The organism is Paenibacillus cucumis (ex Kampfer et al. 2016) (genome assembly GCF_019748695.1).
Lineage (GTDB): Bacteria > Bacillota > Bacilli > Paenibacillales > Paenibacillaceae > Paenibacillus > Paenibacillus polysaccharolyticus.
In genome coordinates this window covers 128,384-141,432 of sequence record NZ_JACLIC010000010.1, presented here as the reverse complement: position 1 = coordinate 141,432, position 13,049 = coordinate 128,384, and the positions used below count along the sequence as shown (strand labels likewise).

Below are 13,049 nucleotides of genomic sequence, written 5' to 3'. Positions count from 1 at the left end.
GACCAACTTTATCTTCAAGTACAGACATATCTGCGGCCTCCTTTCTGCTTAGGCCATAATCGTTTTGCGATTTTGCATCGCCCGGCGGAGCTCGTTCGAGATCCGTTGCCCTACCTGTTGAGTCACAGCATCGTAATCAATTGCGTTCTCGCGGACCGTCACCTGTACCGTTCCCGGCGCAACATTCACCGAAATCTGGTTGGTCGTTTCCGTTTTGAAATCCTTAAGGTAACCTGCCAGACTGCTCATCTGTTCTTCGGAGATACTTACTGTGAGTGGCGATGCTTTACCGCTCTGCTGTCCCGTTTGATTTAACGCCATCGCTTGAGATTGCATCATACTTGTTCCAATCAAACCCGTAGCTGTCGGTGAGCCCAATCGATTGTTCATATAAGCTTCGGGTCCGGTGATCGATAAAAATTCTGGCCTGTACGCTGGCGGCATTTGCGGCGCTGCAGGTACGGAAGGGGTTGAAGCAATGGTTGCAGGCGGAGTAGTCTGTTCTTCTTTTTTCGATCCAAAACCGAAAAAATTAGAAAATCCCTCAGTGAGACTCTTTGCTTTCTCAGAGACGAAGTCAGCAGCACCAGATAACGCGTTGCCTAAACCTTCCGATGCATTGGATACAAAGCTACCGATATCCTTCGCCTTATCTCCAATCCAGCCTCCCACTTCACCACCAGCCCAACCACCAACAGCACCACCAATGTAAGTACCGATTCCTGGCAAAATAAAACTACCAATGGCGCTACCAATCGCAGTACCCGCCGTTCCGCCAATCATAGAGCCAACTGCCCTGCCCCTCTCCTCGGCAGGTGCATTGGCGATATTAGCCACGTCTGCCAGCATGCTGATTGGGCCTAGCAATTTCTTTGCACCTTTGGCAAAGCCGCCACCCAACTTGCCTAACATGCCATCTCCCGAAAACAAGTTAGACATTCCCATTGGTGAAGAGGACATGATCCCAGAAACCAGGTTGGATCTTCTGCCACCGCCAATTCCCCGGTTTCGATTCATATTTCTTGCTTCATTTACAGCACGATCTGAAGTGTCTGTAAGGATTCTTGGGACATTTGGCCTTGGCACAGACGCAGGGCTGGGTGCTCTCGAAGCAGATCTTCTTCCTCTTCCACCAGCCACTCTCCGAGTGGGTGCATTTCTAGAAACGTCTCCGCCATTTCTACTATTAGTACGTGTTTGACGGTTACCTTTAGTTGCTGTTCTTCGAACACTTCCTACTCGACCACCGCTAGAGCAACAGCAACATTTAGCTGCAGGACTTGTGGTTGGATCAGTTGTATTACTCCCTTTCTTTTTAGTAAATAGGCCTTTAATTTTTTCGAATTTATCCACGAAGTTATCAATGAGATCATTAAAATTATTAGCCATTTCTACATATTCATTGGCTTTCTCAAGCCAACTCTTATCTTCTTCTTTCGCCACATTCTTAACTGTATTGTTGTTGTTCCCAATGTTCAACGCCAATGAAGGCCCGCTAGCCGGGGTCAATTTCCCCATCGCCACTTCAACCTTCTGTTTCACCTCAACCGATACCGTTCCCGAAGCCTTTACTAACTGATTACGGAAGCTGTTCAGTTTGATCAACGCACGATCCAAAGCCGGGCTGAGCTGATCATCCAATCCAATTCTCGGTGTGATTCGCAAGCGGCTCAGGCGGACAGCAGTACTATAGATGCTCTCTAGTCTGCGTCCGGTGGTTCTCAGCTCATCATTCACTTTGATCAACCCTTGATAACGCACCCGGTTTAAACGATCTGTGGAACGTTGAATCTGATCCAGATAACGAAGGGTCGTCTTCATTTGTGTGTTGGATTGGGATAACCCGATAATCATTTCTGCCATTTGTTTCACCTCCTGCCTGTTTGGCTTAACGATTCATTTGAGCGGATATGGCCGCCATCTCTTCTTCCGAGAAAGCAAGCAAAAGCGAGCGCTCCCCCCGTGGCAAAGACCAGAACTCTCCGGGACGGAGATGATGACGCACCCACATGTGATATAGGAACGTGGTCATCCCGCCGGAGTGAATCAGTTTTTTAGGTCTTCAATCTCCACGCCGAAGCCGGATAGTTCGAGCACTTTGTCACCAACCGCATCCAGTTCACCAGCCAGCAACATACGGCGCACCGCCTGCTCTCCACCTGACAACTTCATACGTCCTGTGATGCGGTTGTCTCCCCAGCCGGACAGTTCCAGTCCGCGTACACTCATTTTCACCGTAGCCTCGGAGATCAGCAGGGCATTAAACGTTTCGGTATCCACCTTTTCTTCGGTGCGCCCCTTTGTCGTTTTGCGAATCGTACAGCGTTCGCGAATCTGATCCACTTTGGAAGAAGTCAATCCACGCAAGGTGAGTAGCAGATCCAGACGCTGGATACGCACATTTTCTTCTGGCAGACGTTCTGCCGCCTCAAACAACTGATCCAAAATCTGCTCTTCGGACAAATTTTCATTCATACTCATCGGTTAAAAATCTCCTTTTTCTCATGTATTCTCTGAATTCGAAGTGCTTCCGTGTGTATTTCATAATCATCTTAAGACACCAAAAAGACCGAGAGGTTCCCGGTCTGCTTCAGTGCCCTTGCCTGCTGTTAACAAGTTCAATAACCTTTCATAAAAATCAGTTCGCTACAATCGGATTCAGCAATTCGAATCCCTCAAAGGTAAAGCCCGTTTCTTCCGGCACTTCCTCGCCTGCCGTCCAGTTCGCCAGCTGAATTTTATCTACCATGCAACCTTTCAGCAGCACACTTTCATGTCCGTACGACTCGGGATCGTCCAGCTTGGAGATAATCTGAAATTTGGTGAAGCCGCGCTTGATCATATCGGACGTAACCTTGTAACCTGTCATCGTACCTGTACCTTTTTTAGCACCGTTTTTGTGAACCTTCCACTCGTTGCCGACCAGATTCAGCTCTCGTTTCTCAATCTCTACGCTGGCCTCCAGCTTGTTAATATTGGTCTGCCACACACCATCCATATGCAATTGACCGTGGGTACCGAGAATTACTCTTGACGCATCCAACATGTATATTTCCTCCTTTTTATGGTTGAGTGGTTATTGTTCACACATCATAACGATGCCGTCAGAAATCCTCCGAATCACTGTATCCCTAGAATTTCGCTGTTCTCCCCGTTATTTGTATAAACCAACCACTCAACATGTCCTTCTACTTTTTTCACAAAATGATCTACTAGCCTGTTAGCCTGCTTTCAAGCCTTTTACCTTATTGCACGTAAAACGTACCAAACAGTTGCTCCATCACATCCGTCAGCTTCACATTCCATTGCAGGAATACCTGATCTGCCTCCGGTTTCAGCACGGGTGCATCACCGTAATATGCCGGGTCGAGAACAACATCATACCCTTCGGCCTCGATAACATTGCTCTGTGCGAGCAACGCCAAATAAGCCTTCATCGCACCAATCAATGCCTGACGACCTTCTTCGGTATTGTTCACTTTGCCGATATACGTATCTTCTGCGGAGCGCTGCAAATCTGTATTAATCGCATCCATGACCCGGATCGACCGGATTTTTTTCCACGCATTATTTTGTCCGGCAGCAGGGGTAACCAGAGTATTCACGCCACGGAGAGCTTTAACCCGGCGTCCATCGTGGAAGAAAATAAATACGCCATTCTGTACAGCCTGCTCCTGCTCGGCGCGTGTCCAGCGGCGTGTAACATCATCGAACGGTGTTGCCGCATATGTCGTGGATTCGTTCAGACGTTGTCCGGCGATAAGACCTGCAACATAAGCCGAGGTCTGTGCGGAGCTATAGAAAGCATCGCCCAAACGCACGCCCGTGCCCACATTAATCACACCTTCATGGTTCAGCGTAAGGGAGCGCGTTGCAGCCTTCTGAGCTGCCGAAGCAGACGTATCGTCTGCTGTGGAGCCACCGAATACAGCCATGACTGGCTTGCCTTCACTGCGAACCCGTTTGACCCACGCCGCAAAGCTCGCAAGCAACGCTGCATCCGCCGCATGATCCAGGGCAAGCACATCAAACTGTTCGCCTTCCAGCGCGCCCTGCAAAGCAATGTACTCTGCATTCGTCAGTGCATCATTGCCGCTTACGCCGCCTTTGAAAGCCGCTCCCGATACGTTCGCAACCTCCCCAGTCCCTTCTCCAATCGCCTGAGCCGTGATCCACAGGTTTTGCTCATCGGCATTGATCTCTTTGGCAAGAGTTACAGCAGTAACATCTGCAGTCAAGAGCGCATACAACATGCGGTTGCCTTCAAACAAACGCACTTCAAACTTCGTATTGTCGATCACACCTGGCTGAATCGTTACATAGAAGCCATTCGCACGGTCGCCTGGATACTTTGCATCGAGTTGGAGCACATCCGCACCACCACCGTCTTTCAGCGTCAGCGTAGCTGCTTTCGCTACCGAACTTGCCACCCGATAAGCGAGCAGTTTCTTCGGTCCGCCAAGTAAAGCCAGCTTCAAAGACGCATAGGCCGTGCCGTTATCCAGTGCATTTGCCGCAAATGTACGTTCAATTGCCGTTTCACTGCTTACTTCCACAAACGTGTCCACCGGACCCCAGTTAGCCTTGACCGGCACAACGACCGTTCCACGACTGCCCGCCTGAATAGCCGAAGACGCCGCCGCCTGAAAATTCATATACAATCCCGGAAGGACCGGACGATTTGTTTGTTCCCAAGTTCCACCTGCCATTATTCATTCACCTTCGCTTTCAAAAATTGGTTGATTCTTGCCTGTGCTTCTTCAATGGAAAACGTCTGGTGCGCCGCTTCGTGCAGCGCACCAGCCAGCACCTCTGCCTTCACGGCAAAGAGGGCTTCCGAATGATTCATCAGTTCAGCCCGCGTATACTGCGGGAGAACCGGTAACTTTTTTTTCAAAAAGCTTGCCATGTATCTCTCACCTCGTTGATCTAACAAAGTTCAAATGATCTCGTCTCACCTATGAATTTTTGATCCTGTAATCTATAAAATTTCTACGAAGAAGCAGTCTTACTAAAGCTATGAGTCTACATAAGCTAAGGTATAAAACGATCTGAAACTATCCCTTAGTGATAACTTCTCTGGGGCTTACTTTTACTCGATTCCTTTGTTATGGTGGATCTCACGCATAAGAGGTGCACTTGTAACCGGACGACGGATTCGCTGTGTTAACGTTAGACGAATCTGTCCATTCAGATACGCATCGGCTTGCAAATCCGCTGTTACCTCATCTACTGTCACATAACGTGTGTGACTCTCGCCCATCGTGTTAGCTCCAGCTTCCTCACTATCCGATGGAGTCATTGGAATCCGCGATTGAAGTGCCAATTGCTTGACCAGATAACTTGCCGCCTGATCCGTCAGAATTGTATCATCGGTAAGAACATGCCCGATCCACTGTTTGCGTACTTCAAGCGCCGAGGTTCCCGCCACCGCGGTACTGTTCCCGTTTAATCGCCACAGTACAGACGGCATCCTATACCCACCTGGCCAACTATTGGCATACACAGACCAGTTCGATCCTAGCATGTTCGCTGTCCAAAGCTGCAGTGCAACAAGCCAAGGGTCATCCATCACAGGGCTATTCCCGGCGGCACCTTGCGGTTCAGGAACGTACACACCAAAGCGCAAACTACGTGTGATCAAACCTGAGGCAACATCTGCACGGTCGCTGTCCGTAGAACCCAGATAGAGGCAAGTAAAAGCTCCACCTTCCTCATCCTCCAGCCGCACCTGATGCAAGCCCGCGATTAACGATGCTGACCAGACCTCCACCAGCTCTGCACCCCCGTCTTCCGATCGGGCATACGGTGAAATCTTGATGATTCGCCTGTATCCTGCCCAAGCTGACTTCGGTACTTCTTCGGCAAAAGCAACAACTGCGCATGGACCTGACAATACTTCACCCGAAGCGGGAATATCCTGCACGCGGCCTTCCCAAGCAGGTATAAGAGCCGCAAGCTTCTGCTTTAACGTCTTTTTAATACGTGTGCTAATAGACACATTCATTTCGCCCCCTTCCGCCGTAAAAATGAATACTGCCCGCATGTTACAGCAACCATGTGGCAGTTCGGGACTCCCCCTTTTTCCACACTCCAAGTAGAAACCGGATCAAAATGCAGGGACAATCTCACCGCATCAAAAAGACCAGCCGTATTGGCTGGTCTGTACATTAGCGTATGTGCTTTCGGTGTGTCCCTCGGCAATTGATCCGATAATACTATCTTACAGCCTTTTTCCCCTACCGCGGATGGTGATTGGGTTGACTTGTGCGCGAATAAGGGCGGAGCTTGGGAGGTAAAAAGACGACACTTCTTATGTGATTTTTTTCTCATAAAGATAGACATTTACATGATAAAAACATACCCTTAATAAAGTGATCGTGTTCTATTAGAATGGAGGCGATTAAATGAAGAAATCTGATCTATTTTACATCTGGGTGTTCATCTCAAGTTATTTGGCAGGTGTAGTTGCTTATACTTTGAGTTTATTTCTACTTTATGATGAAAAAATGAGTGGTTGGGGACAACTTCTCATGTGGACAGCCCCCTCTTTTTTCACAGTAACCTTGCTATTATTTCTCTTATCCATTCTTCTATTGAAATTGATGAATAAGTACTTTCTTTGGACACAAACGCTGTTATTCACACTTGCAGCCATTGTCCCCGTATATTCTATCCCTATTCTTCCTGGATTTTGGAACTTTACAAGCAGTGCTTTTCTATTTTCTCCAGAAGGAATGTTGTTCTACCTATTTTTCTTTATCTCATCTCTCATGTCTTCTTATGGGTTATGGATCGCACATAAGCGTCACAATAATAAATCATTTCTCATACTTTCTTTTGTCGTAGCTATGATGTTCGTCATCATAGTTGCTTGGAATTGAGAATAGGAAAGCGAGCTACCGTTCATGAGTAGCTCGCTTTATTCGTTCTCAACTTAAACTACAGCCCATTTCTCCTGTCATTCTAAAACATGATTTTAATTCATCCTCACCTGCGGGCTCAGCGTAATTTCGAACGCGCGTCCCCAGATGAAATCAGGGTTATTGTATTCCAGAAGTGCACCGTTATACGTGGCGTACGTCAGTTGCCCGTCACAGATTTGGCGGATGGCCGGATTACCTTGCCCGAAAGCCGGTTTGCTCGCCAGTTCAGCGGTGTGTGTCTGCATGAGATCGCGTAACAAGCTTTGCAGATGAGCATAGTCCTCTTCCGAGTTAAACAGCACCATATTCTGATCCGCCAGTGTTGCCACATTGGTATACAGGGCATGCGCACGCGAATAGGTGCGAACATCGGCAATGGCTACCGCTTTGTAGCTGTAGTCCTTCAGGAAACGTTTGAACAATAGTGAGCCGTGTGCATTCATGGCATCCCGCAACTTATGTTTATGCTTTTCCGTAGTGATTAGCGCAAATCTTGATTGTGCCATGCCAACCGCAAGACCAATTTTGTTTCCCGGTGTATTCCAGGCACTGTATCCAAGTACACGTCCGGTATATGGACTATTGAGCAATACTTCAGCCACATCGACGTTCGCAGGCCCTTTACCCACAAAATCAATCAGGATCGAAGGCAACCCCTGCTCCCCATTCGTTGCCAAACGCTCCACCGCCTCCTGCACCTGATCAAGTGCTGTAATGGCGATGATCTCCATATCCACTGCGGAATCTGCCCCATCCTCAATCATAACACCGCCGACGATATCGACGTGGTGGACAACGTTTTGGTGTACATCCATATATTCATAGGTATTGATGATCGTCGAACCGTGTGGCCCGTAATACTTCACGCCATATTTTGTTTTAGCCCCACCTCTGAACAGCTGATTCGCCATCCGTGCGACCAAAGCATGTCCCAATCCATCGGCATCCGGCAAAATAATCGCACGATCCGGGTTCTGTCCATCCGTACCGCCAAGCCATTCGTTAATCCGCGCTTCGACATACTTGATCTCGTTGATCTGAACCCCTTGGGTATTCGCATCATCCACACCAACGGCAAGGAAATCAATATATCCTGTACGAGCCAGGTGATCCAGAATGTAACGGTTGGTTTTGAACTTGTGCTGTCTTGTATTATAGTATTTCGGTTTATCGAAATATGTGGTTTCCCCGTATTCTACTCCATCTGGAGAAACGTTATATCCTTGAATAATATCTTCAAATTCCGTAAAGGTTTGGCGTGGTTGTTGCATCAGAGAGCGAGATTCATTATACGCATCCAGTGCCAATCCATCTGCAAACGAAGTCGTTGCCAGTCGCATAATCGTATCCATCACAAACAACGGTTTGCGCGGGTACTTCGTTTTAATGATTCGAATGACGTCCAGCAAATGAGTCGTATGCTCGTCATATGACGGATACGTTCCGCCGCCGTTTTCGCGAAGCTGACGGCTGCCGATCAATCCACCGTAAGCGAGCATATCCGTTGAAATGATGAAACCGTCTGCCTTCGCTGCATGTTTGACAATGAAATCATAGATGTTGGACGGATTCCCGTAAATGGGCGTCGAAGTGCCCAGTAGCGTTGTGCCGTCGCTCGTCTTCTTCGTATCCAAACGGTTCTTGATATCTTTCAGGTTGGGTGTAACGATGTGAAGACCGGCTGCTTTACCTTGTACAATTACGTCATCCAGATTCGCCGGACGATCATCGAGTGGTACATACAATACTGTTTTCATATCATGTAGCCTCCTGTTTTTTGATATTCTTCAATACCCGATCAGGGCAAGGGCGCAATCACCGAAATGAAAAAAAACCAGCATTTGCTGGCCTGACTTTCGTACGGGATCTACTTTTCTGTTTCTTGCACGTCGTATAGACATTGTACACTGTACACTACACGTTGCTCCCTTGCTTCTGATCCGATAATATCATCTTACCTTCTTTTCTCCCTCATACAGACGGTATTGCGGATGAATTACGCCGATTTCTCGTTGGTTTTCTGCGAGAAAATGGAAATGACGAAAAAGCACCTGCCGCTTGGACAAGTGCTTGATTTAATGAACGTTAATTTTGAGTAATGGATCTTTCTAAGGTTTACTAGATACATATAGATTGTATAGAATGTGATTTGTTTGTTATACTTCCTACGCAATAATATAACGGAAGTTCTCCCAAATTTCAGGCATAGGTTCCTCATGTTTGGCATGGTGATAGAAGCTGAACGGAAATTTGAAAATATGCCCGCCATACCAGTCACGGCAGCGCCGATCCGTCAACCAGTACTCCAATTCATGCGGAAGAGCACGTGACCGCTCAGCTTGTTCTAATGGTAACATGTCCACAGGGGATTGCAGCGTGGCTGCCTCCGGCGTCAGATCGATATCACGGCTCAAGCGCAAGGCCTTGACCATTTTGAGAAAAGGCGGAATGCCTTTATAAAACAGGGCCTGATATCCCAGCTCATAAAGCATGTTCAGCGCATGACCGTAGGTAAGCATATGTCCAATCAGATCATGATGGACTTCCGCTTGATAAATCGTACGAAACGCACCAAGTTCCTCCAGAATGAACTGAGACAACTGAATCGGATGCAGTATCTCAGGAAAATTGTCATTCTCGTCCAGCTGCATAAGGCGAATCTCTTTTACCGTTGTATTCACCCAGGATCTGCCTGGAATCGTGCGTTCAAACGACTCAATTAATTGAGCAATCTGCTCAATCTCTTCTACGGTGCCCCATCCTTCCAGTTCACGAATGGCTTTGAGACTAATCGCTCCATAGATCACTTGGTGTCCTACCCAGTACAACTCGCCAATCGTGTGCTCCAGCGCGTCTGCAATACGCGCTTCGGCTTCTTCTAACGGCATGCGTTCACTTGGTGAAGCCGTATGACTGATATGTGTCCCATGCTGGCGAAGCATCGCTTTCGCTTCCGCGGTAACACTGCCAGCGGCAAGGGCCGTGAGACGATTTTCCCTCACCCAAAAGTAAGCCGCAATTGCCCCTGCCCCATAATGGGCATGCCATAGATCACCGGTGCGTTCCCGACTGGAGGCAATTGTCGCTAGTCCCTCTTCCAACAAACGTCGATCCAAGTGTGCCATCCCCCTTCAAGTTATGGAAGCCTCGCTACAAGCCGGACTACTCCTGATTCCAATAAAATAAAGCGTTTACTTCTATAACATGATGGAGTTCAGATACTTATTCCCCTTTTGCGCTATATCTGATCTAAAGATATTTTATACGGACACTCCAGTGGCGGAATATCCTGAAGAGTCGCTGCCATCTCCATTGAATTGAAGCTTGCCCACTTGATGGATCGTAGCTTCTAACGGGAAAATCTGTGCCTTTTGATTAGAGAAAAACCATACTCGTTCCTTCCTCACCACAATAAACAAACCGTTTCGATCACCTACAGGAGAAAACGTATCACTTCCTTCGCCCCAGCGGGATAATCCTGCTTTCTCCAGTTCGTGCACTGTGGCTGGCACATCCTCCGAAACCAGCCCGATCTCACACACCTTCAAAATATCTTCCACCGAAAATGCGCGCTCTTGCTCGTTGTTTTTCCTGTGATGAGCAATCAGCTCCACAATGTTCCCAGCCGGATCTTCAAAATATAGTGAGTGGGAGTCCCAGTTGTTAGAGTAAGTTTCATCCCGCTCTCCATCTGTGCTTAGCCTCACTCGTGACGCCGCCCACTGCTTGGCTTCCTGAAACTGATTCGTCGGGATCATCCAGGCAAAATGATAGAACGGCGCTCGGCCCTTTCCCTCTACTTGGGATGCAGTGTTCCAATGTTTGAATATCATTTTGGTACTTCCGGCCTGCAAAGTGAAGGCTTCCTCCACAGGATTAATCTCGGATACCCTCATGCCCAGCGTAACTCCATAGAAATGATGCAGTTCCTCCAGCTTTACGCTATAAAACAGTACTTCCTCTATGATCATATGCTTCTCCCATGCATTTTCTCCCATTCACTCCACGGCACCAAACCAAGCTCTGGCTTCGCTTCGTCCGGCAGCACAGCAATGAATTCTAACGAGTGACCATCCGGATCGGCAAAGTAAACAGAAACCGCTGGCATCCAGCCAAAAACATATGGCTCTCCAATGTCATCATCCAGAAAATTACGGGTGGCGATGCCCTTGTTTTCAAGGTATTCAACGGCATGTTTCATATCTTCCAGGGATACTTGAAAAGCAAAGTGCTGACGTTGCACCTGCGCGGGATCTTTCTCCCACAACCCTAGCATGGCATGGCGCTCGCCGCCAATCCAGTAAAATAAGTATCCGCGTTCCGGGTTTTCACTAGCAAGAGGTAATCCAAGTACCTTCTCGTAGAAATGATGTGATCTTTGAAGATCTGTAACATTCAGATGGGTTTCATATAAACCTTTAATCATGCTGTATTCCCTCCTTCTATTTCGTTAAAATGATGAATTTTATTAATTGAAATGATGCCCTAATTGTCAGCTGGATTACTCTACAGTGCGCTTCTTGCCGCCGTTAACGTCTGAGCCAGATTCAGAAAAGAGCCCAGTACACGCTGCACCCGTTCCTCAATATCCTGACTTCCTTCGTATTCCTCATATCCGTCAAACGTCGCTTCAAATCGTCTGCGCTGCGCACCACCAATGGAAATCCATTCCGGAGCATTAATTCCGTGCAGATTACGTACCATGGTTTGCATTTGGGTAAGTGAGCTTACCCCAACCGCTCCTCCCGCGGAGCTGATCGACAGAACGGGTTTGCCGCTGAAATGAGCCTGACTTAGGTGATCCAGCGCATTTTTAAGTACACCGCTTATGCTACCGTGGTACTCCGGTGTAGAAAGAATGATGGCATCCGCCGCAAGCATCAAGGTATTCAATGCTGCCAGGTTCTCGTCAGTCTCTTGCTTTTCATCCGGAGCATAGAATGGCAGTGGTTTTTCATACAGATTAAACAAGCTCGCCTCGTGTCCTTGTCCTTGAATGATCTCTACGGCATATTCACCCAGACGTGTGCTCGTTGCATTTCTTCGGTTGCTGCCTGCCAATATCACAATATTCATTACAATCACTCTCCTGATCGCTGTTATTATCGTCATCCATGCTCTTGCTTCTCGACTTTGGTTATCCTTATTTTACCTTGATGTAGGTCGGCATTCGTCAGCTAATGGACTTAACTTCAGCACAAAAAAACTCAACCTTTCGGTTGAGTTCATACGACTTTAGTCTGAATTTTGTCTGAATTTGGCGACTACAATGATAGCCTGCAACTCACTACAGTTCCCAGCCATTCCGAACAGCATGAAGCGCTGCCTGAGTACGGTCTGCAAGCCCTAGTTTATCGAGCAGATGACTGACATGTGTTTTAACTGTTTTCTCCGTAATCACAAGCCGAACCGCAATCTCTTTATTGCTCAGCCCTTGAGCGATCAGCCCCAGCACTTCGCGTTCACGGCGAGTGAGTGCATTTAGACCTTCATCGGACGGAGGACTCGATGGATTAGAGTTCCATGAATGACTTGAATGATTTGAACGACTTGAATAACCTGGTTCATCTAACTTACTCGGATTACTCCGTTCACTTGGTCCACTCGTTTGGTGTACAGTCTGGTTCGAACCTTGGAAAAGCGTTTCCTCTTGAGACCTGCCCTCCACTCGACTTGCTTCTGACAGCATATCCATCGATGCCATGACGTGCATCAATTGACTTGCAGCCGCCGGATGTAATTCGACCTGACCGGAATGCACATTACGGATCGCAACGGCTAAATCCTCAGGCTCGATATCTTTGAGCAGATATCCCTTTACGCCTGCACGAACGGCAGGAACGACATGATCCTGATCCGAGAACGAAGTTAGCACGATGATCCGTGTATGTGGTAGCAGATTACGCAAACGCCTGGCTGTTTCAATACCGTCCATGACAGGCATATGAAGATCCATCAGAATAACATCCGGCTCCAGGTCCTGCGCTTGCTCCAAGGCTTCTTGCCCGTTCGATGCTTCACCGATAACCTTCATATCCTCCTGCGTTTTCAGAAAAACATGTAGTCCCCGTCTGACCATGACATGATCGTCGGCAAGTAATATTGTAATCGGCATCTTTGCCT

General features: G+C 47.8%; 14 protein-coding genes. 1 reads left to right on the top strand and 13 read right to left on the bottom strand.

What is annotated here, in order from left to right:
- Positions 1-48: 48 nt before the first annotated feature.
- The 7 genes from H7T88_RS07010 to H7T88_RS06985 form a co-directional block, all read right to left on the bottom strand.
- A complete protein-coding gene (locus H7T88_RS07010) occupies positions 49-1,863 on the bottom strand; it encodes a hypothetical protein (protein ID WP_221787782.1) in 1,815 nt (604 codons plus the stop codon).
- Between the two features lie 25 nt (positions 1,864-1,888).
- Entirely contained in the window at positions 1,889-2,011 is a 123-nt protein-coding gene (locus tag H7T88_RS28665) for a hypothetical protein (protein ID WP_260510781.1), read from the bottom strand.
- A gap of 35 nt (positions 2,012-2,046) precedes the next feature.
- The gene (locus H7T88_RS07005) at positions 2,047-2,481 is read right to left on the bottom strand and encodes a phage tail assembly chaperone (RefSeq protein ID WP_090918338.1); all 435 of its coding nucleotides are present in this window, start codon (positions 2,479-2,481) and stop codon (positions 2,047-2,049) included.
- A gap of 157 nt (positions 2,482-2,638) precedes the next feature.
- Positions 2,639-3,046, bottom strand: coding sequence for a phage tail tube protein (locus H7T88_RS07000; RefSeq protein WP_123063182.1), 408 nt, complete (start codon positions 3,044-3,046; stop codon positions 2,639-2,641).
- Between the two features lie 199 nt (positions 3,047-3,245).
- Positions 3,246-4,709, bottom strand: a complete 1,464-nt coding sequence (locus H7T88_RS06995) for a phage tail sheath subtilisin-like domain-containing protein (protein ID WP_221787781.1) — start codon at positions 4,707-4,709, stop codon at positions 3,246-3,248.
- On the bottom strand, positions 4,709-4,909 hold the full coding sequence (locus tag H7T88_RS06990) for a YqzN/YkzM domain-containing protein (RefSeq protein WP_090918345.1): 201 nt from the start codon (positions 4,907-4,909) through the stop codon (positions 4,709-4,711). The genes H7T88_RS06995 and H7T88_RS06990 overlap by 1 nt, the downstream gene beginning before the upstream one ends.
- A 183-nt stretch (positions 4,910-5,092) precedes the next feature.
- A complete protein-coding gene (locus tag H7T88_RS06985; RefSeq protein WP_221787780.1) occupies positions 5,093-6,046 on the bottom strand; it encodes a hypothetical protein in 954 nt (317 codons plus the stop codon).
- Positions 6,047-6,407: 361 nt separating this feature from the next.
- Here H7T88_RS06985 and H7T88_RS06980 point away from each other — a divergent pair, with 361 nt between their 5' ends.
- Positions 6,408-6,884, top strand: a complete 477-nt coding sequence (locus H7T88_RS06980) for a hypothetical protein (protein WP_090918349.1) — start codon at positions 6,408-6,410, stop codon at positions 6,882-6,884.
- 95 nt (positions 6,885-6,979) lie between these two features.
- On the opposite strand, the gene H7T88_RS06975 is transcribed toward H7T88_RS06980, so the two are convergent.
- The 6 genes from H7T88_RS06975 to H7T88_RS29015 form a co-directional block, all read right to left on the bottom strand.
- Positions 6,980-8,683, bottom strand: coding sequence for a DUF4127 family protein (locus tag H7T88_RS06975; RefSeq protein ID WP_221787779.1), 1,704 nt, complete (start codon positions 8,681-8,683; stop codon positions 6,980-6,982).
- Between the two features lie 408 nt (positions 8,684-9,091).
- On the bottom strand, positions 9,092-10,042 hold the full coding sequence (locus tag H7T88_RS06970; protein ID WP_260510761.1) for a hypothetical protein: 951 nt from the start codon (positions 10,040-10,042) through the stop codon (positions 9,092-9,094).
- 144 nt (positions 10,043-10,186) lie between these two features.
- Positions 10,187-10,897: a VOC family protein gene (locus tag H7T88_RS06965; RefSeq protein ID WP_221787777.1), complete on the bottom strand. Its 711-nt coding sequence runs from the start codon at positions 10,895-10,897 to the stop codon at positions 10,187-10,189.
- The gene (locus H7T88_RS06960; protein WP_221787775.1) at positions 10,894-11,352 is read right to left on the bottom strand and encodes a VOC family protein; all 459 of its coding nucleotides are present in this window, start codon (positions 11,350-11,352) and stop codon (positions 10,894-10,896) included. Before H7T88_RS06960 ends, H7T88_RS06965 begins: the two co-directional genes overlap by 4 nt.
- Before the next feature lie 80 nt (positions 11,353-11,432).
- Positions 11,433-12,002, bottom strand: coding sequence for an NADPH-dependent FMN reductase (locus H7T88_RS06955; RefSeq protein WP_090918359.1), 570 nt, complete (start codon positions 12,000-12,002; stop codon positions 11,433-11,435).
- A gap of 211 nt (positions 12,003-12,213) precedes the next feature.
- A complete protein-coding gene (locus H7T88_RS29015) occupies positions 12,214-13,041 on the bottom strand; it encodes a response regulator (RefSeq protein WP_221787773.1) in 828 nt (275 codons plus the stop codon).
- Positions 13,042-13,049: the final 8 nt, after the last annotated feature.

Bases quoted from the DNA above. Each gene is read 5' to 3' on its own strand.
- H7T88_RS06985 (WP_221787780.1), bottom strand. From the start codon at position 6,046: ATGCGGGCAGTATTCATTTTTACGGCGGAAGGGGGCGAAATGAATGTG.
- H7T88_RS06995 (WP_221787781.1), bottom strand. From the start codon at position 4,709: ATGGCAGGTGGAACTTGGGAACAAACAAATCGTCCGGTCCTTCCGGGA.
- H7T88_RS07000 (WP_123063182.1), bottom strand. From the start codon at position 3,046: ATGTTGGATGCGTCAAGAGTAATTCTCGGTACCCACGGTCAATTGCAT.
- H7T88_RS06975 (WP_221787779.1), bottom strand. From the start codon at position 8,683: ATGAAAACAGTATTGTATGTACCACTCGATGATCGTCCGGCGAATCTG.
- H7T88_RS06955 (WP_090918359.1), bottom strand. From the start codon at position 12,002: ATGAATATTGTGATATTGGCAGGCAGCAACCGAAGAAATGCAACGAGC.
- H7T88_RS28665 (WP_260510781.1), bottom strand. From the start codon at position 2,011: ATGTGGGTGCGTCATCATCTCCGTCCCGGAGAGTTCTGGTCTTTGCCA.
- H7T88_RS07005 (WP_090918338.1), bottom strand. From the start codon at position 2,481: ATGAGTATGAATGAAAATTTGTCCGAAGAGCAGATTTTGGATCAGTTG.
- H7T88_RS07010 (WP_221787782.1), bottom strand. From the start codon at position 1,863: ATGGCAGAAATGATTATCGGGTTATCCCAATCCAACACACAAATGAAG.
- H7T88_RS29015 (WP_221787773.1), bottom strand. From the start codon at position 13,041: ATGCCGATTACAATATTACTTGCCGACGATCATGTCATGGTCAGACGG.
- H7T88_RS06965 (WP_221787777.1), bottom strand. From the start codon at position 10,897: ATGATCATAGAGGAAGTACTGTTTTATAGCGTAAAGCTGGAGGAACTG.
- H7T88_RS06960 (WP_221787775.1), bottom strand. From the start codon at position 11,352: ATGATTAAAGGTTTATATGAAACCCATCTGAATGTTACAGATCTTCAA.
- H7T88_RS06990 (WP_090918345.1), bottom strand. From the start codon at position 4,909: ATGGCAAGCTTTTTGAAAAAAAAGTTACCGGTTCTCCCGCAGTATACG.
- H7T88_RS06980 (WP_090918349.1), top strand. From the start codon at position 6,408: ATGAAGAAATCTGATCTATTTTACATCTGGGTGTTCATCTCAAGTTAT.